This is a genomic window from Bradyrhizobium sp. 14AA, assembly GCF_054185205.1.
This window is the reverse complement of sequence record NZ_JAVAYM010000010.1, coordinates 171,316-192,641: the sequence shown is the minus strand read 5'-3', so window position 1 is coordinate 192,641 and position 21,326 is coordinate 171,316. Positions and strand designations below refer to the sequence as shown.

The 21,326-nt window shown below is 64.2% G+C and carries 25 protein-coding genes; 9 read left to right on the top strand and 16 right to left on the bottom strand.

From position 1 onward, the window contains the following. Positions 1-4: 4 nt before the first annotated feature. The 3 genes from RAD15_RS20025 to RAD15_RS20015 are packed head-to-tail and all read right to left on the bottom strand — an operon-like array spanning position 5 to position 4,757. Complete coding sequence (locus tag RAD15_RS20025; protein ID WP_458179852.1) at positions 5-2,818, bottom strand: DUF4159 domain-containing protein; 2,814 nt, start codon at positions 2,816-2,818, stop codon at positions 5-7. Further along, positions 2,815-3,759 (bottom strand): DUF58 domain-containing protein, encoded by a 945-nt coding sequence (locus tag RAD15_RS20020; protein ID WP_458179851.1) that lies wholly within the window; start codon positions 3,757-3,759, stop codon positions 2,815-2,817. The genes RAD15_RS20025 and RAD15_RS20020 overlap by 4 nt, the downstream gene beginning before the upstream one ends. Further along, positions 3,759-4,757 carry an AAA family ATPase gene (locus RAD15_RS20015; RefSeq protein ID WP_458179850.1) on the bottom strand — a complete coding sequence of 333 codons (999 nt, stop codon included), beginning with the start codon at positions 4,755-4,757 and terminating at the stop codon, positions 3,759-3,761. Before RAD15_RS20015 ends, RAD15_RS20020 begins: the two co-directional genes overlap by 1 nt. Positions 4,758-5,016: 259 nt before the next feature. Between RAD15_RS20015 and RAD15_RS20010 the strand changes: the two genes are divergently transcribed. The 5 genes from RAD15_RS20010 to RAD15_RS19990 are packed head-to-tail and all read left to right on the top strand — an operon-like array spanning position 5,017 to position 8,590. Next, positions 5,017-5,628, top strand: coding sequence for a DUF1285 domain-containing protein (locus tag RAD15_RS20010; RefSeq protein WP_458179849.1), 612 nt, complete (start codon positions 5,017-5,019; stop codon positions 5,626-5,628). Then, positions 5,625-6,296: a CoA pyrophosphatase gene (locus RAD15_RS20005; protein ID WP_458179848.1), complete on the top strand. Its 672-nt coding sequence runs from the start codon at positions 5,625-5,627 to the stop codon at positions 6,294-6,296. The genes RAD15_RS20010 and RAD15_RS20005 overlap by 4 nt, the downstream gene beginning before the upstream one ends. After that, positions 6,293-6,556 carry a DUF6111 family protein gene (locus RAD15_RS20000; protein WP_458179847.1) on the top strand — a complete coding sequence of 88 codons (264 nt, stop codon included), beginning with the start codon at positions 6,293-6,295 and terminating at the stop codon, positions 6,554-6,556. Before RAD15_RS20005 ends, RAD15_RS20000 begins: the two co-directional genes overlap by 4 nt. 10 nt (positions 6,557-6,566) lie before the next feature. Continuing rightward, entirely contained in the window at positions 6,567-7,823 is a 1,257-nt protein-coding gene (locus RAD15_RS19995) for a CCA tRNA nucleotidyltransferase (protein WP_458179846.1), read from the top strand. Beyond that, the gene (locus RAD15_RS19990; protein WP_458179845.1) at positions 7,820-8,590 is read left to right on the top strand and encodes a sulfite exporter TauE/SafE family protein; all 771 of its coding nucleotides are present in this window, start codon (positions 7,820-7,822) and stop codon (positions 8,588-8,590) included. Before RAD15_RS19995 ends, RAD15_RS19990 begins: the two co-directional genes overlap by 4 nt. 51 nt (positions 8,591-8,641) lie before the next feature. On the opposite strand, the gene RAD15_RS19985 is transcribed toward RAD15_RS19990, so the two are convergent. The 4 genes from RAD15_RS19985 to RAD15_RS19970 form a co-directional block, all read right to left on the bottom strand. After that, on the bottom strand, positions 8,642-9,958 hold the full coding sequence (locus tag RAD15_RS19985) for a serine hydrolase domain-containing protein (RefSeq protein WP_458179844.1): 1,317 nt from the start codon (positions 9,956-9,958) through the stop codon (positions 8,642-8,644). 131 nt (positions 9,959-10,089) lie between these two features. Next, a complete protein-coding gene (gene dapD / locus RAD15_RS19980; protein WP_458179843.1) occupies positions 10,090-11,061 on the bottom strand; it encodes a 2,3,4,5-tetrahydropyridine-2,6-dicarboxylate N-succinyltransferase in 972 nt (323 codons plus the stop codon). Between the two features lie 77 nt (positions 11,062-11,138). Then, positions 11,139-12,011 carry a L,D-transpeptidase gene (locus RAD15_RS19975; protein WP_458179936.1) on the bottom strand — a complete coding sequence of 291 codons (873 nt, stop codon included), beginning with the start codon at positions 12,009-12,011 and terminating at the stop codon, positions 11,139-11,141. 143 nt (positions 12,012-12,154) lie between these two features. Further along, the gene (locus RAD15_RS19970; RefSeq protein WP_458179842.1) at positions 12,155-12,718 is read right to left on the bottom strand and encodes a hemerythrin domain-containing protein; all 564 of its coding nucleotides are present in this window, start codon (positions 12,716-12,718) and stop codon (positions 12,155-12,157) included. Positions 12,719-12,941: 223 nt separating this feature from the next. Here RAD15_RS19970 and RAD15_RS19965 point away from each other — a divergent pair, with 223 nt between their 5' ends. Continuing rightward, positions 12,942-13,127 (top strand): hypothetical protein, encoded by a 186-nt coding sequence (locus tag RAD15_RS19965; protein ID WP_458179942.1) that lies wholly within the window; start codon positions 12,942-12,944, stop codon positions 13,125-13,127. 181 nt (positions 13,128-13,308) lie between these two features. After that, positions 13,309-13,536, top strand: a complete 228-nt coding sequence (locus RAD15_RS19960; protein WP_458179841.1) for a hypothetical protein — start codon at positions 13,309-13,311, stop codon at positions 13,534-13,536. Between the two features lie 444 nt (positions 13,537-13,980). Here the strand turns inward: RAD15_RS19960 and RAD15_RS19955 are convergent, their stop codons facing one another. Both RAD15_RS19955 and RAD15_RS19950 read right to left on the bottom strand, forming a co-directional pair. Next, the gene (locus RAD15_RS19955) at positions 13,981-14,334 is read right to left on the bottom strand and encodes a DUF6647 family protein (RefSeq protein WP_458179840.1); all 354 of its coding nucleotides are present in this window, start codon (positions 14,332-14,334) and stop codon (positions 13,981-13,983) included. Continuing rightward, positions 14,280-14,573, bottom strand: a complete 294-nt coding sequence (locus RAD15_RS19950; RefSeq protein WP_458179941.1) for a hypothetical protein — start codon at positions 14,571-14,573, stop codon at positions 14,280-14,282. Before RAD15_RS19950 ends, RAD15_RS19955 begins: the two co-directional genes overlap by 55 nt. A 504-nt stretch (positions 14,574-15,077) precedes the next feature. Between RAD15_RS19950 and RAD15_RS19945 the strand changes: the two genes are divergently transcribed. After that, a complete protein-coding gene (locus RAD15_RS19945; RefSeq protein ID WP_458179839.1) occupies positions 15,078-15,377 on the top strand; it encodes a hypothetical protein in 300 nt (99 codons plus the stop codon). Positions 15,378-15,624: 247 nt separating this feature from the next. On the opposite strand, the gene RAD15_RS19940 is transcribed toward RAD15_RS19945, so the two are convergent. Next, the gene (locus tag RAD15_RS19940; protein WP_458179838.1) at positions 15,625-16,446 is read right to left on the bottom strand and encodes a methyltransferase domain-containing protein; all 822 of its coding nucleotides are present in this window, start codon (positions 16,444-16,446) and stop codon (positions 15,625-15,627) included. A 365-nt stretch (positions 16,447-16,811) separates the two neighbouring features. Here RAD15_RS19940 and RAD15_RS19935 point away from each other — a divergent pair, with 365 nt between their 5' ends. Further along, the gene (locus RAD15_RS19935) at positions 16,812-17,270 is read left to right on the top strand and encodes a hypothetical protein (RefSeq protein WP_458179837.1); all 459 of its coding nucleotides are present in this window, start codon (positions 16,812-16,814) and stop codon (positions 17,268-17,270) included. A 259-nt stretch (positions 17,271-17,529) separates the two neighbouring features. On the opposite strand, the gene RAD15_RS19930 is transcribed toward RAD15_RS19935, so the two are convergent. The 6 genes from RAD15_RS19930 to RAD15_RS19905 form a co-directional block, all read right to left on the bottom strand. Beyond that, the gene (locus RAD15_RS19930) at positions 17,530-17,739 is read right to left on the bottom strand and encodes a YodC family protein (RefSeq protein WP_458179836.1); all 210 of its coding nucleotides are present in this window, start codon (positions 17,737-17,739) and stop codon (positions 17,530-17,532) included. Between the two features lie 284 nt (positions 17,740-18,023). Beyond that, positions 18,024-18,770, bottom strand: coding sequence for an HAD family hydrolase (locus RAD15_RS19925; RefSeq protein WP_458179835.1), 747 nt, complete (start codon positions 18,768-18,770; stop codon positions 18,024-18,026). Next, on the bottom strand, positions 18,761-19,648 hold the full coding sequence (gene hemF / locus RAD15_RS19920; RefSeq protein ID WP_458179834.1) for an oxygen-dependent coproporphyrinogen oxidase: 888 nt from the start codon (positions 19,646-19,648) through the stop codon (positions 18,761-18,763). The genes RAD15_RS19925 and hemF overlap by 10 nt, the downstream gene beginning before the upstream one ends. Positions 19,649-19,758: 110 nt before the next feature. Beyond that, on the bottom strand, positions 19,759-20,124 hold the full coding sequence (locus RAD15_RS19915; RefSeq protein WP_458179832.1) for a 6-pyruvoyl trahydropterin synthase family protein: 366 nt from the start codon (positions 20,122-20,124) through the stop codon (positions 19,759-19,761). A 17-nt stretch (positions 20,125-20,141) separates the two neighbouring features. Then, complete coding sequence (gene queE / locus RAD15_RS19910; protein ID WP_458179830.1) at positions 20,142-20,774, bottom strand: 7-carboxy-7-deazaguanine synthase; 633 nt, start codon at positions 20,772-20,774, stop codon at positions 20,142-20,144. An 18-nt stretch (positions 20,775-20,792) separates the two neighbouring features. Further along, on the bottom strand, positions 20,793-21,251 hold the full coding sequence (locus RAD15_RS19905; protein ID WP_458179935.1) for a tRNA (cytidine(34)-2'-O)-methyltransferase: 459 nt from the start codon (positions 21,249-21,251) through the stop codon (positions 20,793-20,795). Between the last annotated feature and the right edge of the window lie 75 nt (positions 21,252-21,326).

The following is a 21,326-nucleotide window of genomic DNA, read 5'->3' as shown; positions in this document are numbered from 1 at the left end:
GATCCTATTGCCCCAACCGTTCGATCAGGGCCGGTGCGTGCACCTGGTCGGCCTTGTAGTTGCCGGTCAGCGTGTACATCACGATGTTGGCGCCGGCGCGGTAGGCGAATTCGCGCTGGCGGGGGTCGCCGCCGGTCACCGGCAGCATGGCCTGGCCGTCGGGCCGCACGGCCCAGGCGCCGGCAAGATCGTTCGAGGTGATGATGATCGGCGAGACGCCGTCGCCGCCGCGCGCCGGCCGCTGCGCGGCCTCGTCGTCTTCGTCGCGCGGCAGGGTCTCGACCCAGGTCTGGCCGGTGTTGAAGCGGCCGGGGAAGTCGCGCAGCAGGTAGAAGGTCTTGGTCAGCACGTGCTCGCGCGGCACCGGCTCGAGCTCGGGCACGTCGAGCGAGGACAGGATCTCGCGGAGCGTCTGCATGCCCGGGGTCTGCGCGGCGCCGTTCGCGCCGGGCGACGCTTCGACCGCGTCGCGGGTGTCGAACAGCACGGTGCCGCCCTGCTTCATATAGGCGTCGATCTTGTTGATGGCATCCTGCGGCGGCTTCGGCGCGCCCGGCACGATCGGCCAGTAGATCAGCGGGAAGAAGGCGAGCTCGTCGCGCGCGGGATCGATGCCGACGGGATCGCCGGCCTCGAGCGCGGTGCGCTGCGCCAGGAACAGCGTCAGTCCGGAGAGGCCGGCCTTGACGATGGAATCGACGTCGGCATTGCCTGTCACGACATAGGCGAGGCGGGTCTGCGACACCGCCTTCATTGCGAACTCGTCGGCCGCGCTGTCGGCGCGCGAGGGCGTCGGCGAGAGCGCAGTAAGGCCTGCGAGCACCAAAGCGAGGACGATCATTGCGGGGGCGGCGCGCCGGCGCAGCAGCGCGGCGATGCCGCCGCCGAGCACCGCGACGATGATGGCGTCGATCAGGAACAGGGCGAGCGCGGTCGACAGCAGCCAGCCGCGCAGGTCGCGCGGCTCGGCATTGGTGTAGGTGGCGTGCCGGGCGCGCAGGCTCGCTGTGTTCAGCGCTGCGATGCGGTCGGCGCTAGCAAGCGTGTTCACGGCGAGCGGTCCTTCTGCCGGACCGTAGAAGCCGGGCGGATGATCGGGGGTGGCGCGGTCGCGATAATCCGCGGGCAGCGGCTTTGCGGTCGCCGGCGGCGGACCGAAGGCGCCAAAACCGTCGAGGATGTGCAGCGGCGCCACCGTCTCGGCGGTCGCTTCGCTCGCAACGCCGGCGCCGGGCTTGGCGGTGTAGCCGGACATGTCGACGACCCGCCTGAGCATTTCGACGAAGGTGCCCGACATCGGCAGGTCCGACCAGCGCATGTCGGCGCTGACATGGAACAGGCTGACGAGCCCCTTGCCGCGATGCTCGCCGGTCACCAGCGGCGTGCCGTCCTCCAGCGAGGCCCAGCTCTTGGTGGCGAGCACGGCGTCGGGCTCGGCCAGCACCTGCCGGCTCACAGTGACGTCCTTGGGAACCACGACGCCGGTAAACGGGCCGTCGGCGGTGAAAGAGGCGAGGTGCTGCGGCTTCTCCCAGGTCAGGCTGCCGCCGAGCGTACGGCCGCCTTTGCGCAGCTTGACGGGCACGAGGTCGTCCTCGGCCTGCGCCAGCCGGGGACCTGCGAACCGCACCAGCACGCCGCCCTGGTCGATCCAGGCATTGAGACGCTCGCGGATGTCAGGGGCGATGGTGCCGACATCGGCCAGGATGATCATCGGCAGCTTCTGGTCGAGGAACTGCGTGATGCCCTGCTGCGGCGAGCCCTTGTCGGCGAGCCTGACGTCGGCGAACGGCGCCAGCGCGCGGGTGAGGTAGAAGGTCGGCGCCAATAGCGGCTGCGCGGTCTCGCTGGTCGCGCCCGAGACGATGCCGATGGCGCGGCGGCGCCAGCGCTTGTCGAGCAGCTGCACCGCGCCGGCGGAGCGCTCGCCCGAGATTTCGAGCCGCGTGATGTCGTTGCGCAGCTCGACCGGCAGGTCGAACGCGGCATCGGTTTCCTTGTCCTGCGGGCCGAACGAGAAACGGGCCTCTCCGATCGGCGAGGCCTTCTGGTCCAGCGCGCGCACGGTGCCCATGGCGATGCCGCTGTCGGTGCGCAGCACCTTCACCGTCATCCTGGCGGCGGCGTTCTCGGCCGCGACCAGCGCCAGCGGCGAGGAGGTGCCACCCTCGAAGATGGTCAGGCTGCGATCGCCGATGGTCTTGCCGAGGCCTTCCACGAATTCCTCGCCACGGCCGGCGTCGACGCCGTCGGACAGCCAGGCGATCTCGCAATCGCCGGTCGCCTTGAGGAAGCGGTCGACCGCAGCGAGCGTCTCGACGCGGTCGATCGAATAGGGCTTTGGCGAAAGCTGCCGCAGCGCGACGCGCGCCGCGCCCGCCGGCATCAGGGTGATGTCGCGGTTCGGCTCGGACAGTGGCACCAGCGCGATGGCGCGGCGGTCGTTGTCGGCATTGGCGATCAGCTCGTCGGCGGCCCTGATCCTGATGTCCCAGTTCGAGGCCGCGCTCCAGCCGTCGTCGAGCATGATCATCAGCGGCGCCTTGCTGCCGGCGAGGCCTGTTTGCGGATTCCAGATCGGGCCGGCGGCGGCGAAAATGACGAGGGCCGCAGCCAGGAGGCGCAGCGCGGTCAGCCACCACGGCGTCCGCGACGGCGTCTCCTCGCGCGGCGCGATGTCGAACAACAGCCGCGTCGGCGGGAACTCGATGCGGCGCGGCCGCGGCGGCATCACGCGCAAGAGCCACCACAGCGCCGGCAGGCTGATGAGGCCGATCAGGAGCAGCGGTTCGGTGAAGGCGAGCGGCAATCCCATCATGCGGCCGGCCCCGCCTTGATCGTGGTGGTGCGGGCGCCCGATTTGCTCACCTGCATGCCGGCGTGCAGATACAGCAGCAGCTCGGCGGCGGAGCGGTCGGTCGCATGCGTCGTGAACAGCCAGTCCAGCTTGCTGGTCTCGGCGCGGATCTGGTCGCGATGCAGCGCGAGCCGCGTGGTGTAATCCTGCGCCCAGCTCTCGGCGCGGCCGGCGGTGATCACGCCAAAGCCCTCGGGCTCGACGAACTCGACGCGGCCGGAATAGGGGAACGACTCCTCGGCAGGATCGACGACCTGCACCATCGTGCCATGCGCGCCGGAGCCGGACAGCCCTGCGAGTGTGGCCTTGATCTCAGCGATCGGCGACCAGAAATCCGACAGCACGATGATCTCGGCCAGCGCCGCGGGCACGAAGGAGGGCGGCAGGCTCAGCCGGTCGGCATCGTCATGCAGCATCGCCTGCGCCATCTTGTCGATGACGCTGCGGCTCGCCGTCGGCGCCATCAGCCCGGGAATGCCGACGCGTTCGCCGCCCGCGACCAGCAGTTCGGCCAGCGCGAAGGCGACGATCAGCGTGCGTTCGAGCTTGGATTCGCGCGCGGTCTTCGAGGCGAACGCCATCGAGGGCGAGCGGTCGGGCCAGATCCACACCGTGTGCGAGGCTTCCCATTCGAGCTCGCGGACATAGAGATGGTCGTCGCGCGCCGAGCGGCGCCAGTCGACGTTCTGCGCGGGCTCGCCGGAGACGAAGCGGCGATATTGCCAGAAATTCTCGCCGGAGCCGGCGCGGCGGCGGCCGTGCAGGCCGTGGATGACGTTGGCGGCGATACGGCGGGCCTCGAGCACCAGGCGCGGCAGCGAAGCGGCGAGCGTACGGCTTTCGCCATCGGCACGTCGGATCGCAATGATCTCCTTCGCTGTGTGCCCGTTCTCTGCCGCCATCAACCGATCCGTGTCTTCAATTGCCGGATCACGTCCGGAATCGTGCGCCCTTCGGCGCGCGCCTGGAAGGTCAGCGCCATGCGGTGCTTCAAAATGGGTTCGGCGAGGTCGAGCACATCGTCGATCGAGGGCGCGAGGCGTCCGTCGATCAGCGCGCGTGCGCGCACGGCGAGCATCAGCGATTGGCTGGCGCGCGGGCCCGGTCCCCAGGCGATGAACTTGCCGGTCTCGCCGCTGTCGGGGCCCGGACGGGCCGACCGCACCAGCGACAGGATCGCCTCGACCACGGAATCGCCGACCGGCAGGCGCCGGATCAGGCGCTGCGCGGTGATCAGCGCATCTGCGGTCATCGATCCCCTCGCCAGCGTCTCCTCGGCGCCGGTAGTCTCGAACAGGATGCGGCGTTCGGCGTCGCGATCGGGATAGTCGACGTCGATCTCCATCAGGAAGCGGTCGAGCTGCGCTTCGGGCAGCGGATAGGTGCCTTCCTGCTCCAGCGGGTTCTGCGTCGCCAGCACGTGGAACGGTTTCGGCAGATCGTGGCGCGCGCCGGCGACCGTGATGTGCTGTTCCTGCATCGCCTGCAGCAGCGCCGACTGCGTGCGCGGGCTGGCGCGGTTGATCTCGTCGGCCATCAGGAGCTGCGCGAACACCGGACCCGCGATGAAGCGGAAGGCGCGCCTGCCCGTGGTGCTCTCATCCAGCACTTCGGCGCCGAGAATGTCCGACGGCATCAGATCGGGTGTGAACTGGATGCGCTTGGCATCGAGGCCGAGCGTGACGCCGAGCGTCTCGACCAGCTTGGTCTTGGCAAGGCCCGGCACGCCGATCAGGAGCGCATGGCCGCCGGAGAGGATGGTGACAAGCGTGTTCTCGATCACGCGATCCTGGCCGAAGATGACGGATGCGATCGCATCCTTTGCCGCGCGAATCTGGCTCGACACCTGCTCGGCCGACCGGACGATCCCGTCTTCGAGCTTCTCGACACTCTCCGCCATCCGTTAGCTCCTTCAGCCTGCCGCGCGGCCTGGTTGCGTCGTCACATGACCGCATCACGCCAGATCATGGGCCTATGCTAGACTTGCAGGAAGGCCATGTATTCGTTGAATTAACCTATCCCCACCTTATCGGCTTCGGGTTATGTACGGCATCACGAAGTGGCGACCTTGCACACCGGACTAATCCGGAGTGGAACCGTGCACCCGCGTACACGTAGACCTGCACCAATCGTGCCAAAGGACAAAGTCAGGGCAAACCATGGCGAACCAAGGGCAGAGCGCCGATCGCGGTCTCGAGGGGCTGACTGCCGCGGCCAAAAGTGCTGCCAGTACCGAAGGCGCCAAAAAGGGCCTGCCTCCGGTGCATCTGTGGAATCCGCCGTTTTGCGGCGATCTCGACATCCGAATCGCCTCCGATGGTACTTGGTTCTACTTGGGCACGCCAATCGGGCGTCACGCGCTGGTCCGCCTGTTCTCGACCATCCTGAAGCGCGAGGGCGACAAGCATTTCCTGGTCACGCCGGTGGAGAAGGTCGGCATCCGTGTCGATGACGCGCCGTTCATGGCGGTCGAGATGCAGAAGGACGGCGAGGGCAACCATCGCGTGCTGAGCTTCCGCACCAATGTCGACGATTGGGTCACCTGCGATGCCGCGCACCGGCTGCGTTTCGAGCAGGCGAAGGACGGCGGGCTGACGCCCTATCTGCACGTGCGCGCCGATCTCTGGGCCAAGGTGACCCGCGCGATCTATTACGATCTGGTTGACATGGGCGAGGAGCGGATGGTCGATGGCCAGTCGATGTTCGGCGTCGAATCATCAGGCGAATTCTTCGCCATGGCCGACGCGGAGCAGGTGAGGGCCGCGCTGTGAACAAGCCTATTCTGAAGAGCGATCCTGTCGCCGTCGGCGCGGCGGATTTCTTCGCCCGTTCCAGGGCGAAGCTCGGCTTCGACGTTCCGCTCGGCCTCTACGATCCCAACATCATTCCCGCCTCCGGCGATCCCGGCACCGACAAGATGCTCGAGATCGTCGCGCGCGAGCAGCCGGTGCGGCCGGCGGCGGTCCTGATCGCGGTGGTCGACCGTCCCGAGCCGACCATCCTGCTGACGCAGCGCTCGGCGCATCTCAACGACCATGCCGGCCAGATCGCCTTTCCCGGCGGCAAGATCGACGCGACCGATTCCTCGCCGCTCGATGCGGCGCTGCGCGAGGCCGAGGAGGAGGTCGGGCTGTCCAGAGACTTCGTCGAGCCGATCGGCTATCTCGACCTCTACGGCACCGCCTTCGGCTTCCGCATCCTGCCGACGGTCGCGAGGGTCCGGCCAGGCTTCGAACTCACCATCAATCATTCCGAGGTTGATGATGCGTTCGAAGTGCCGCTATCCTTCCTGATGAATCCGGCGAACCACCAGATGCACAGCAAGGAATTCCGCGGCATGGAGCGCTTCTACTACGCGATGCCGTTCGCGGAACGCTACATCTGGGGTGCGACGGCCGGAATGCTGCGTGTGCTTTATGAGCGGATCTATTCGTCATGATCCGGCCGGTTCTGACCGAGATCGGAATTTTCCTCATCCCCTTTGCCGTCTATGCGCTGTTCCTGGCCGCCACGCGCTCGGGCCTGTTCGCGCGATCGTCCTGGCCGGTGACCGTCGTCGCGCGCCTCGCGCTGGCCGCGCTCGTGCTGGTGATCGCGGGGCTGATCGGCTTCGCGCATTTCTCCGGGGCCGCACCGGATTCGACCTACATTCCGGCCCATATCGAGAACGGCAAGCTCGTGCCGGGCGTGGAAAGATAGGGGCCGACCGATGAGCGCGGAGCCGTTACTCGCCGATGCGCCCTGGCTGATCTCCGGCGGGACCGCGCGCGTCCTGCAATTGCTCAACGTCGGTGGCGAGGAGGCGCGCGTGGTCGGCGGCGCCGTCCGCAATGCGCTGCTCGGTCTCGTCCCCGGTGATATCGACATCGCGACCACCGCCTTGCCCGACGAGGTGATACGGCGCGCCAAAGCTGCCGGCATCAAGAGCGTGCCGACCGGCATCGACCACGGCACCGTCACGCTGGTCATCGACGGGATTCCTTACGAAGTCACGACGCTGCGCGAGGACACCGAAACCTTCGGCCGCAAGGCCAAGGTCGCGTTCGGCCGCGACTGGGTCAAGGACGCCGAGCGGCGCGACTTCACCATGAACGGCCTGTCGGCCGACGCCGAAGGTGTCGTCTACGACCATGTCGGCGGCATCGCGGACGCCGCCGCGCGCCGCGTGCGCTTCATCGGCGATCCCGACCAGCGCATCGCCGAGGACTATCTTCGCATCCTGCGCTTCTTCCGCATCCACGCCGCCTTCGGGGCCGGCGATCCCGATCGCGAGGGCTATCTCGCCTGCATTCGTGGACGCGCGGGCCTGGCCAGCCTCTCGGCCGAGCGGCTGCGCATGGAGATGCTGAAGCTGCTGGTGGCCGGCGGTGCGTCCGCGGCTGCGCTCGCCATGGCCGAGGGCGGATTGCTGCAGGCGCTGATCGGCGGCGTCGCCTATACCGGGCCGCTCACGGTGATGATCGCGATCGAGCGCGAGCTCGGCGTGCCTGCGAGCACGACGCGGCGCCTCGCCGCGCTGACGGTGGCCGTGACGGAGGACGCCAAACGCGTCGCGGTGCGCTTGAGACTCTCCAATGCCGAAACCAAGGCACTGGATTCGATGGGGCACCGCTGGTGGCGTTTCGCCACCAAGGACGAAGCCCATGCGCGGCGGCTGCTGTATCGATTGGGTGCGGAGCGCTATCACGATCGTGTGTTGCTGGCCTGGGCGCGGGCCGGCGACGACGCCGGTTCGTCGCGCTGGCGCGCGCTCGCCGAACTGCCGCAGCGCTGGACCGCGCCGAAATTTCCGCTTCGCGCCGCCGACTTCATCGCGCGCGGTATGGCGGAGGGGCCCGCGCTCGGACATGTGTTGACGCTCGCCGAGGATGCCTGGCTTGCGGCGGATTTTCCCTTGGATGAAGCCGCACTCGCTTCCATCGCCGATCAAGCTGCGGCACGCGTCAGCCGCGATGAGAGAACGTGACCATCGTCTCGGGCTTCGCCGACATCTCGATCTTTCAGCTTCTGCTGGTCGCGTTGATGGCGTTGTTTGCTTCGATCATCGGTGGTCTCGCCGGCTACGGCACCGGCGCCCTGATGCCGCTGGTGCTGGTGCCGCTGGTCGGCGCCGAGCCGGTGGTGCCGATCATCGCGATCTCCGCGATGCTGACCAATGCGAGCCGCGCTGTTGCCTATCTCCGCTATGCCGACCGCCGCCGCGCGCTGATCGTGCTCGCCTGCGCAGCGCTGACGACGGCGCTCGGTGCCTACGGCTATACGCGTCTCACCAATGCCGGCGCGGCACTGGTGATCGGCACCATGCTGATCCTGAGCGTGCCGCTGCGCCGCGTACTTCGCCGCCGCCAGGTGAAGATAGGCAACACCGGCCTTGCGGCAGGCTCGGTCGGCTACGGCGTGCTGGTCGGCGGCACCTCCGGCTCCGGCGTGATCCTGCTGTCGCTGCTGATGGCCGCGGGCCTCGAAGGCGCCGCCGTGATCGCCACCGACGCGATGATCTCGCTCGGCACCGGCCTCATCAAGATCTCCGTGTTCGGCCTCGCCGGCGCCGTCACCGCGCAGGTGCTCGCCTTCGCACTGCTGATCGGCGGCATCGCAATCCCCGGCGCGTTCCTGGCGAAGGCCTTCGTCGAACGGATGCCGGTGCACATCCACACCGCGATCCTTGATGTCGCCGTCATCACCGGCGGGCTGGTGATGATCTCGGCGGCTGCGAGGCAGCTGATCGCCTAGAGCGTTTTCGGGCCAGCGCGCCGTCATGAGGCTCGAAGCGCTGCCAAATCATCATTGCCCGAGCTGTTGAAGCACGGCGGACCACAGCGCCAGCGGCTCTCTGAGGGCCCCCGGCTCGGATGGCTTCTGGCGAACGGCGGTGTGCACCATGACGAGCTTCGAGGCTGGATCGACCAGGATGACCTGACCGCGTATGCCGAGCAGGGCAAATCTGCGCTGCTCGCCAGGCAGGAGCCACACCTGGTAGCCGTAGCCGAAATAGGGTGTGGCCACGCGCGGGGCCAGATGACCATCGCTTGGTCTGACGGTCGTGGCGTCCAGCAGCCACTGCCGCGGGATCAACTGACGACCTTCCCAGGCGCCGTCGTGCGCGAGCAACCGGGCCAGGCGCGCATAGTCGCGCAAGGTCGCGTTGAAGCAGCAAAACGCGATCTCCTGCCCGCTACCGTCTATCGCCCACGAGGCATCCGCTTCGGTGCCGATGGCATCCCAGATCCGGTCGTGGAGATAGTCGGCAACCGGCGTGGCGGTGGCGGAGCGCAGCACCAGGCCGAGTATCTCGGTTTCCACGCTTGCATAGTGCCATTTGGTCCCCGGCGGTGCGGTTCGCGTATTGAACTGCGCGATGACGGCGGCGGGATCTTTTGTCTCTCCGACGAACAGGGCTCGCCCAAGCTTGGCGATGTCATCGTTCCCGTCATACACCTCCGAAAATTCGACGCCCGAAGACATGTTCAGCAAGGCCCGGATGGAGGTGTTTCCATATTCCGTTCCAGCAAGGCCGGGGACGTAGGTCGAGACGAGGTCGTCGATCGACTTGATCCGTCCCTCCGAGACCGCGATCCCGACCAGCATGGCCACCAGCGTCTTGGCCATGGACTGCGAAAGAAAGCGGTCGTGGTCGGTCCGCGAATATTGATAGTGCTCGTACAGGATGGTGTCGTCCCTGGCGATCAGGAGTCCTGTCACCGGGTTGCGCTTGAGGTAGTCCGCGATGCTCAGCCGTTCCGTGCCAAAGCTGTAGGCGATCGACGGCTCCGGCGCGCGCTTGAATTGCCAGGGCGCCGTCGCGCGGCTGATCCGGCGCGAGGGGTAGATCTCGCCGAAATGGCTGTAGACGCCGACGAGCTTGTCAAGCTGGGTGGTGGTCGCCCGCGTGCCGACCGGATAGCCGGAAGCCGCGCCGTAGAGCTCGGCATCGGGGCCGCTCTCCGAAAAGACCGGTCCGGCCTCGCTTCCGTCTCGTGCGCCGGGAGAGCTTCGGACGTCCTGTGCGCATGCCAAGGGCGCCCAGAGCGCGGAGACGAGAATGGCAGGCAAGACAAGCCCGCGCCAACCGCGCGGCTTGCAGAGCGCTCCCCAACTCATTGGACTTGCCTCCTCACACGTTCTTGCGTGTGCGTTGACGAAGACAACCTCGCAGGCCGGTGACGAGCGGCATGCTAACACTATGGGGAGACGGAGTCAGCACGGGGGCGCAGCGTAAGAGGAGCGATGTCCTAGCCGTGAAGCTGCGAGTTGAGGCCGTCCCAATTTGCCGTGCGTCTGGTTGCCTCGAGAGCGCCGCTCTGGGAATTACGACGAAAAAGAAGGCCCTTCTGCCCCGAGAGCTCCTTGGCTTTCAGGACTCGGCCATCTTCCAGAAGGATGCGCGCACCCGCCGTGACGTAACAGCCCGCTTCGACGACACAATCGTCACCCAACGAAATGCCGATACCGGCGTTGGCTCCGATCAGGCAGCGCTCACCGACTGTAATCCTCTCTTTCCCTCCTCCGGACAGCGTGCCCATGATCGACGCTCCGCCACCAACGTCGCTGCCGCTTCCCACGACCACACCGGCGCTTATCCGGCCTTCGACCATGCAGGGACCGAGCGTGCCCGCATTAAAATTGCAAAAGCCCTCATGCATGACGGTCGTGCCCGGCGCCAAATAGGCTCCGAGCCTGACGCGATCCGCATCTGCAATTCTCACATCCGCCAGCGTCACATAATCAGTCATGCGCGGAAACTTATCCACGCCTGTCACCTCGAACGCGAGGCCACGCTTTCGCGCTAGTATTTGCGCTTCCGGTACACGAGAGCACTCACAAGGACCGAACGTCGTCCAGGCAACGTTAGGTAACAGACCGAAAATTCCCTCGAGGTTCAGGCAATTGGGCTGGACGAGCCGGTGGCTCAGCAGATGGAGTCGAAGATATGCGTCGTGCACATCAGTCGGCGCAGAGGCAAGGGAGTCGATTTCCGTACGAATGGGAACGATGTCGACATTGCGGATGTCGTCGTGTCGCGCATATCCGTCGGCCGACTCACCCAACGTTCCATTGATCTCGTCGCCCGCCAGCCGGACCGTTGCCGACTTGCCGGCCTCCACAACCAAGCGCAGCCGAAGAAACCAGGAATCCAGCACGCGACCATCAGCGGCAATCGTCGCAAATCCCTCGCCTGTCGCGCCCCTCAGCTCCATCGCCATTTGAATGTCTCGCGCTATGATCCTGCAAATAGTGCATACGCGAGTTCTCGTAGGAATGGCAACTTTCCGGGACTGAGTTACCGGGCCTCGGCGATCCTCGGTCCAGATGACGGCATCTGCGCGTTGGCCGCCAAGGGCCGCTTCGACGGCGATGCCGGGTCCGGCAACCGGAAAGCGGCGTCGGGCGGCGCTCCCTGGGATGGCCGGCGGGCAGCGGTTGCCGGAAGCACGATCACTTTCGCTCCGACTTTCACCCGCTCATAGAGGTCCGTGACGTCGTCATTGGTCAGCCGGATACAGCCGGACGACACCCGCTTCCCGATCGTATCGGGGTTGTTGGTGCCGTGAATTCGATATTCGGTCTCGCCCAGATACATCGCCCGGGCGCCGAGCGGGTTGCCGGGGCCACCTGCCATGAACCGCGGCAGGTAAGGCTGACGCGAGACCATCTCCACAGGCGGATGCCAATCCGGCCATTCCGCTTTGCGGGCCACAGTCTGCTCGCCGGACCATGTGAAACCTTCGCGGCCGACACCGATGCCGTAGCGCATCGCTTGCCTGTCGTTCAGGACGAAATAAAGGAACGTGTTTCCGGTATCGATGATCACGGTGCCCGGCGTCTGGCGGCTGGCGTAGTCAACCACCTGCCGGACAAGTGCGCCGGGACCGTCAGCGGCTTTTGGTGGTTCGACCAGAGGCGCGGGGGCCGGAATTGGGGCCAGAATCGGAGCCGGAGCCGGCGCTGATGCATGAACCGGAGTCGCCACGTAAACCGGCGATGACGATGCCTGGGCCTGGGGTGCGGACGGCTTCCGGATCGGTTGCACGCTCGCCGGGCCAGACAGCAAACCGTACCCCAATGCGGCGACAGCCACGGCACCAATTGCAACTCTCGCGACCACAGGTATTGCGAGCGTCTGCGCCTTTCCACGTTTGGCCCGCTTACCCATACCTTGCCCCCAGGTCACCATGCCCAAGAGAGGTACCGAGCAAAATTTAAGAAACTTCGAAGCGATGCCGCCCAGACGGGAACCGTCAGCGATGGTTAACGCCGAACTCCTGTTCGGCAGCATGAAAATTGGGAATTCCGCTTCTAGCGTCGTCCGACTTCAGACTCGTGCTCCATCTGCAAGATGCGCTCTCGGAGCGCGCCGAAGGTCTCTTCGGCGGCCTCGCTGAACAGCGGATCCTCGTGATCGGTCGAGGTCGAAGCGATCTCGCTCCAATCTGCAGGCTTCAGAGCCTTGAGAGCGGCAGGAAAGAAATCGCGGTCCTCGATCATGATGTGACGCCGCTCGCTCTCTATGAAATCGCGAACGATATTGTCGACGTTTTGCCGAAGCATTTCCCGATCCGACAGAACGCTGTCGATCGCTTGGGCAACGCGGCGCAAACGATCGGTCCCTTTTTGGTGCTCACGTCTCAGGTCACCGACGCTTGCCGCCGCAGCCGGATCCCGAAGCTCCAGTTTGGCAAAGACCAACTCCTCCAGGGGATGATGGTATATCTCGGGATAGAGCTCGAAGTAGCTGATGATGGCGCGAATGACCTCATAATCGGGGTGGTCCCCGCGATCGAAAATCTCAAGCTCGTGCTCAAGCACGGCGAGCAGCGTCTCGATATTGCGGTGTTCCTGGGATAGACGCTCAATGATCATTGTGACCTCCAACGAACCATTGAATGATCAAAGCTATCGCTGAAAGCGATTCAGAATCTTGCGCTGGATCAAGCTCGGCGACCAGGTCGCCTTCCTGCCCATCCAGAGGCAAGGCACGTCCTTTTCCTTCACGTCCGCAACCGTCAGCGCTGGCCGCCAATTCCGTGTCCGCCGGGCCGAAAAGGGGTAAAGTGCCCCAGGGTCACATCCGAGGAGCAACAACATGACCCCATTCCCCGAGCTGGTTCCCGCCAGGATCGACCGGCATGTCTTCGCGATCATGAGCAACACGATGCCGCCTCGAGATCCTGATGACGACGAAGAGGACGAGGACGAAGACGAAGAGCAAGACGATGAAGAGAACCGAGCCGACGAACCGCCGGTCGTGCGCGAGCCGGACGAAGATTAGGCAGGATGCTCGGACGTAGCCCGAGCTTTCGGTGAGCGCGATCCCCAGCCTGCGTGCGGCGCGCTGGCGCGTCCGGCGGCTTTCAAGGTCGGTCTGATTCCGGGTACGGCGGGCAGACGCTGAATGGACCGCAGTTCTCGGCGCGGCAACCTATCGGCGTTCGCGGGTAGAGGAGGTGAGCATGACCCTCATATGGCTTGGTGTGCTCCTTGTTTTCGGCGGCGTACTCCAAATGGCGTTTCAGCCCATCTGGCGAGGCCGATTGAGCGGTGGAAGGCGGCTTCGCGCCGGGCGTGACACGCTGGAGCCTGAAAGGCCGGGGGGCGGCTTCGGCATCAAATCGAACTGGCCTGGACTTGTGATGGTCGCGCTTGGCGGCGCTTTCTTGCTGGCCGGAGCTGCCATCTGAGTTGAAACGAATGTCCCGGACGTTGCCCGTGATCTGGCCGCGCCAATGTGCCAGAGCCATGTCTCTTCCTGGCCCAAAAGCGGTGATTGAGGCAGGCATCGCCGGCCATCCGGTCTACTGCCGGTAGCCGACATCGCATTTGGATCGACATAGTTCGGCTGAGGGCCAAGAGCGGACCTGTGCACCACCGCCCAGTTGGGTGAACACGTCACCCTCCGAGGGCTCAGGGAATAAGCGCGGCTGGCAGTGGTCCTGTTGGCAGCGGTACAAACCGATTCTGCTGCCCCCGAGGCATCGCCAAGATCGCCAATGCAATTGCAAGGACCACCAACAGTTTGGCCATCAGTCAAATCCGCAGAAATCTTGTTCCTACATACGAGATCTTGGCTTTGCTCTCCTTCGGAACGGCAATCGTCCAACAGCGACCAAAATCGACCGGCACAATCAATACATGCATGCTGAAGAAATCAGCACCGTAAACATGTCGACGTCGAACTCTTTCTCCAAGCTCAGTCCGAACCGCTCTAGCCATTTAGCCTGAGCCAGGTAGGCCGTCTTCTCTCGCGCCTGTAGACAATCAAATTTGAGCCTTCCGAGATTCTGAAGGTGATGGACCATTTCGTGTACCAGGACCGATTGGTCTGCCGGCGAAGTCCCACTCCAATCGTCAGGAAGCAGGATAGTCCTCGTATTGTTGTCGTAGAGTGCAACAACCTCGCGCTGAGCTAGTTGCCTATCGCTTCCTATGAAGCCTTGCGAAGAAGCAAGGTCCCTTGCACGCAGCCTCGCAAGCTCCATCCTCGTCGCGATTCAATGGCGGGACGTTCTTTGATGGCAGGCAGGTCAAAATTTGATGAGACCCAAGCCACAATGTCATCCAATAAGTCCTCCGTAGGTTGAGTTCCATCAGAATGCAATGAAGCCGAACGGGAGACGGTGGACGCGCTGCGCTCCGAAGCATATTCGCAATGGGCTCTCGAGGATATCGCTAACGTGAGGGAGGCAATTGCCGCTACCAAAAGGAATTGTTTGAACATGACCCTCTCCTAGAGGCTGTTCGGAATAGAGACCCTCTTCAAAACAATCAGTCAGCAGTTGAATGGCCGGAAGCATAGCATTCGCCTGGCGACGCCGTTGTGAACCCATTCACACCCAAAGAAGCCACAACGCCGGTCACCGAGCGGCGCGGATGGTACCTCATCGGGACTCTGGCCCGGCCAACAAAGGTTCAGCAGACGGACTTTGAAAGTCCCGGAATCGGGCTGCGCTCCAGCCGTCATCATCTCATTCGCGAGTGGTATATCGTGAGTTCCGTTTGATTGTCGCGAACATTGGATGCCTCCTTCACAGCAAGAAGCTGTAACCATTCTTAGCGCGAGCCCATCCGCCGAAAACGGGCAGCGTTGCTGTCGCTTGCGAACCCTGAACCAAAATCAATCGATGAAGACAAACCTTCATCGAAGTCCGCATTGGGGTTCGCTCCCCCAAACGTCGCTCGATACATGCCTCTTGGACATTCTACATTACTATGGAGGTAGCCCATGCCGATCGTGCAATTTACTCGCTTCAAAACCGACAAGCCCGACGAAATGGCCCAGATTGCTAAGCGGGCGAAGACAATCTTCGAAAAACACGGCGCCGAATTTCTTCGGCTGTCCCGTTTCCACACTGGCCATTGGGCAGGAGAGTTGCTGGTGACGACGCGCTACTCCAGTTGGGAAGTTTACGGCAAAGTGCAGGAGGCTGTGGCAAAGGACCCGGAGTTCGCGCAGTTGATGGCCGACGGATTGAAGATTGCTGAACTACAGGGCCGTAACATCGCTGTTAGCATCGATCTCTAGTCGGGGCGCGCCGCCCCGCGAACCACGATAAGCGCGAAGGCCGCCGGACATGTGGCGGCGGCCTTTTTTCAATTTCGATGGATTGCACTGCGTTACTCTCCATCTCGCCGACCAATGTCGGCTCAGGGTCACTAGCGGTCGCCGAAGCGACCCCGGCGCCGCGTCCGCTCTACCGACGATAACCGACATCACAGCGGGATCAGCGTGGTTCGGCTAAGGGCCACAAGCCGACATTCCGCACCAGTTCCTACACACGCCCGCTGCCGATCAGCATCTCAACGCTCATGCGTAGCTTGCCATTTGACTCGAACCGTAACAGACGCGAACGCACTTCCTCGCGCACGGCGCGCCGATCCATGGCGGCAAGCCGTAAGTAGGCTTGCGGGATAGAACCGACTCCGGCTTCTATCGGCTGCCAATAATCTGCGAAACTCTCGAAACTGTCACCGCGCGTCATGTGCTCCACGCGGACGTCGCGGAAGCCCGCGCCGACGAGCATAGTTTCCAGCCGGTTCGGGTCGTGCAGGGCAAACGAGAGAAACAAAACGTTGCGTAATTCCGGCAGGAAGCGGCAGAGAACGTCGGCAAGATTACCCCACATCGGTGCACGGTCCGGGGTGGAGATGACGCATATCGCCACTCTCCCGCCTTCGCGCAGAACGCGCCGGAATTCCTCGACGCCCCGCGCCGGGTCCGGAAAGAACTGCAGGCCTAACTGGCAAACGACGGCATCGAAGCTGGCATCGCGGAACGGTAACGCTTGGCCATCCGCCGCGACCGGTAGAAACGGCGACCCATACAACCCTGCGCGCGCGCTCATAAGCATCTCAGGCGAGATGTCGGCGCCAACCACGACGCCCTCGCTGCCGACAAGGGGAAGCGCCATCCGCGCGGCCTCGCCTGTTCCAGTGGAGATATCGAGGACGCGGGATTTGGGTCCCACAGCGGCGGCAGCAAGCACCGCCGGAATGAAGAGCCTCGACCAGCGGCCGGTCCACCGATCGTATGCCGAAGCATCGACCGCCTTACCCGGTGCGGCATGGAAGCCAGCCCCGAACGTCGTGCTCATCACTGTCGCCCCATCACGTTGTAGAAGCTTGCAGTTCGGGCAGGATCAATTCCGACGGGACCTTAGCACGTTGCGCCGATTAGGGAGCCGCTGCGTTGCAGGATTTCGTGCGACCTATGACCGCTTCGGGTCATAGCGGTCGTCGAAGCGACCCCGGCCCCGTGTCCGCTCTACCGACGATAACCGACATCACAGCGGGATCAGCGTGGTTCGGCTAAGGGCCAGAAGCGGTCATCATCGCACATCAATCAAAGTGAGGGCTCGCAGCGTCAGTTGGCCAAGGATGTATGTGCTTTCTTCCCGATTTGGATAGCCTGAGCTATGCCTGGGAAATTGGCCAATTGCCATCTCTCGGGAGACCACGAATGAAGTGGATAGTCACTGCCACCATTGCGCTTGCTGCTTCGGTAATGTTCGCAGCCGCGCAGCCAGCAAAAGAGCCCTACCAACCGGGCCTTGGCGAATTCATGACAGCGACGCAGCTTCGCCACGCCAAGCTATGGTTTGCTGGCAAACAAAATAACTGGGACCTCGCTGCTTATGAGATCGACGAGATCAAGGAAGGCCTAGAGGACGCCGCGAGGCTTTTTCCAACATCTGACGGCATCCCTGTCGCTGAGATGATCAAGACCATCATCGATCCACGGATAGAGCAACTTGAAAAGGCGGTTAAAGCAAAGAGCAGCACCAAATTTACGGCCGCCTTCGACGAGCTTACCAGCGGCTGCAATAGCTGCCACGCGGGAGCCAGCAAGCCGTTTATACGCATTCAGCGTCCAATCGCGTCTCCACTGACCAACCAGAATTTTGCGCCAGAAAAGTGATGGGAGTTGCGCGCGCATCGACCAGATGACTTCCGAAAAGGGTCAAAAGCGGTGATTGAGGCAGGCATCGCCGGCCATCCGGTCTACTGCCGGTAGCCGACATCGCATTTGGATCGACATAGTTCGGCTGAGGGCCACAGGCAGACCTTCGTCGAGACATTCACTGATGTCCGCTATTGCGCCGTTGCTGGCAGAGAAGCGGACATCAGGCGCTGGAGCGGGGCGCTCCGATTGAAGCAGGATGCGGCCTCAGGCGTGCCTACTCCTCGTCTTCGTCCTCTTCTTTGTCTTCATCCTCGTCGTCTTCCTCTTCGACGCGCGCGAGCGTGGCGAGCGGCAGCGTCTCGCGGAACAGGTCGCCTTCCATGCCCATCCAGAGGCAGAGCACGTCCTCCTCCTTGATCTCCGCAACCGTCAGCGGCTGGCCGCCGGATTTCAGCATCACGACATCGCCGGCTTTCAATTCCATGGATTGTCCTTTCGAGTTTGATCGACCCGGACACGAGGCTAGCAGGCGGTCATGACATCAGGAAAACGGGCGGGCTGGAGCGGTGGAGGCGCGACAGGCCGAGAGTTTGAGGGCCGCAAGATCGCTTGCGCAAGGGCATTCATCGCAATCGCCGACGATGCCATTATGCCCCTGTTTTGCCCGACGCGTCAAACGAATTTCGTAAAATCCGTAAGCCGTTGATTTTGCAGCAGCGCCCTACTGTGCATGGGGTTGTTTTCGCAGTTTTTGTTTTCGTGCCCTGGTCAGGGCCGGTCCGGCACCAGTTCGGTCAGCGAGCGGATGATGCGGTCGGGCTTGACGAGCGAGCCTTCGGGCAGGCCCTCGCCATGCACGTCGATCCAGATCGAATAGATGCCGAGGCGCTGCGGCGTCACGACTTCCCATTCCAGATTGTCGCCGATCATCCAGGTGTCCGCAGGCGTGACGCCGAGCGCGTCCATCGCGTGCAGATACGCGCGCTCCTCGGGCTTGCCGAAACCGTGCTCGCCCTCGATCTGGATGTGGTGGAAGCGGTGCGCGAGCTCGAAGCGCTCGACCTTGGCGCGCTGGGTGTCGGCAGCGCCGTTGGTCACCAGCGCGAGCTTGATGCCCAGCGCTTTCAATCTGTCGATCGCCTCATGCGCGCCGGGGAAGACGAACATCTCTTCCTCGCGATAGGCGGTGAAGCGGTCGGCGAGGCGAATGGCGAGATCGTCAGGCAGGGCGCGATGGCCGGCGGCGGCGAGCGCGGCGAAGCCTCCCTTGACCGTGAGATGCCGCGCCTCGGCGAGCTTCATCCGCCACGCGGCCTCCGCGTTGGCCCAGAAGTTTCGTGCGAAAGCCAGCACCGCGGTTGCGACCTCTCGCGGCGGCAGCGGCGCGAGCTCGTCGGCAAACTCGGCCGTGATCGTGTTCCACGCGATCTCGGGCCGGCCATAGGCCGACAGGATGGTGTCGTCCATGTCGATCAGCATCGCGCGGGGCAGGGGCCTCGAAGCAGTCATGGCCATTTCACCTCCGGCGGCAGCGACGACAGGATCGAATCCACGTTGCCGCCGGTCTTCAGCCCAAAGATGGTGCCGCGGTCGTAGAGCAGGTTGAACTCGACATAGCGGCCGCGCCGGATCAGTTGCTCCTCGCGGTCTTCAGGCGTCCAGGTGCTGGCGAAATTGCGCCGCACGATCTCAGGATAGATCGTCAGGAAGGCGCGGCCGACGTCCCGGGTGAAGGCGAGGTCGGCGTCCCAGTCGCCGCTGTCGTGCCAGTCGTAGAAGATGCCGCCGATGCCGCGGGCTTCTTTCCGATGCGGCAGGTAGAAATACTCGTCGCACCATTTCTTGTACTTGTCGTAGTCGGCAACGCCGTTCGGCTGCGCGCAGGCCTGTTTCATCGCGGCGTGGAAGGCGATGCTGTCGGCATCATCCTGCGTGCGCCGGCGGTCGAGCACCGGCGTGAGGTCGGCGCCGCCGCCGAACCAGGCTTTTGTGGTGACGACGAAGCGGGTGTTCATGTGCACGGCCGGCACGTGCGGATTGCGCATGTGCGCGATCAGCGAGATGCCGGAGGCCCAGAATTTTGGATCCTCCGCCGCGCCCGGAATCTGCGCGCGAAACTCGGGGGCGAATTCGCCGTGCACGGTCGAGCAATGCACGCCGACCTTCTCGAACAGGCGGCCCGACATCATCGACATCACGCCGCCGCCGCCCGCCGCGCCGGTGTGATCGGTGCGCTGCCAGGGCGTGCGTGCGAAGCGGCCGGCCTCGCCCGGATAGAGGCCTTGCGGTGCGTCATCTTCCAGCCGCTCGAAGCTCGCGCAGATGTCGTCGCGCAAGGTTTCGAACCAGGCGCGGGCGCGGGTCTTGCGATCGTCAATCGTTGAGGCGTCCATATTCTATTCCCGGTCCCGTAGGGTGGGCAAAGGCGCCCTTGCGCCGTGCCCACCATCTCTCACCGTCATCTTGAATGGTGGGCACGCTACGCTTTGCCCACGCTGCGAATTCATCCCTGCGGACCGTAATAGGTGCAGCTCTCGTTGCAACTGTCGCGGTGGATGCTGACGCGGGTGAGCTTGCCGATATGCGCCAGCCGCTCCCAGACGAAGCGGGAGAGGTTTTCCAGCGTCGGGGTGCCCAGCGGCTCGATCTTGTTGAGGTACTTGTGATCCAGCATCAAGCGCACCTCTTCGATGGCGCGCTGGAGCAGGCCGAGGTCGACGACCATGCCGGTCGCAGGGTCGGGCGTGCCGCGCACCGTCACCTCGGCGCGGAAGGAGTGGCCGTGGATCTCTTCGCTGGCCGCGCCAAAGGTCGTTCCCGACAGCGAATGCGCCGCCTCGAAGCGGAACGATTTCGTCAATTCCCACATCTGTCCGTCAACCAATCCTATCTGATGCCGAGCGATTTATGCGTCTGCACGCTCAGCCGCCATTGCGGATGGCGCAGGCAGTAGTCGATCGCAAGCGCGGTGTTTTCTGCGACCTCGGGTCCGTCCATCGGCTGCAGCGAGAAGCGCTCGAAGGCGAGGTCCTCGAAAGTCTCGGGTGCGGCGAGCGCCTGCGGATAAACCAGCTTCAGCTCGTGGCCGCGCCGCAGCACCAGTTCACTGCCGCCCTTGGGGCTGACGCAGATCCAGTCGAGCCCCTCGGGGGCCGCGATCGTGCCGTTGGTCTCGACGCCGATCTCGAAGCCGCGCGCATGGAGCGCCTCGACCAGCGCGGCGTCGACCTGCAGCAGCGGCTCGCCGCCGGTCAGCACCACATAGCGGTTGTCGGCGGCTGCCGTCCATTGCGCGGCGACGGTGTCGGCGAGTTCCGCGGCCGAGGCGTAGCGGCCGCCGAGCGTGCCGTCGGTGCCGACGAAATCCGTGTCGCAGAATTTGCAGGTCGCGCCTGCGCGGTCGGCCTCGCGGCCGCTCCAGAGGTTGCAGCCGGCGAACCGGCAGAACACCGACGCGCGCCCGGCATGGGCGCCTTCGCCTTGCAGGGTCAGGAAGATTTCCTTGACCGCGTAACTCAATGGTCTCTCCTCAACCTGTCAAACTTGCGGGTTCCGGATCTGCCGCAGCGCCTCGCCGGCGGCCATCGCCGCGGTCATGGCCACATTGAGCGACCGCAGCCCGGCCGTGATCGGGATCACGAGCCGCGCATCGGCGGCTTCGACCACCGCATCGGTGACGCCGGCGCTCTCGCGCCCGAATAGCAGGATGTCCGACGTCTGGTAACGGAAATCGCGGTAGTCGGTGGCGGCTTTCGTGGTGAACAGCAGCAGGCGGTAGCCATGTGCCGCGCGCCAGTCCTCGAATTTCGACCAGGAGTCGTGGCGGGTCAGGCTGACATGGTCGAGGTAGTCCATTCCCGCCCGGCGGAACAGGCGGTCGGAGACGGGGAAGCCCGCGGGTTCGATGATATGGGCGGCGATGCCCAGGCAAGCGCAAAGCCTGAGAATCGTGCCGGTGTTCTGGGCGATGTCGGGTTGGAAAAGCGCTATCTGCATGGGGTGTGCATGGGTTGTCTCGGGGTCGATGCGGGCCGGAAATGTCTCAATAAAACATCGCTGGCCGCGGAATTC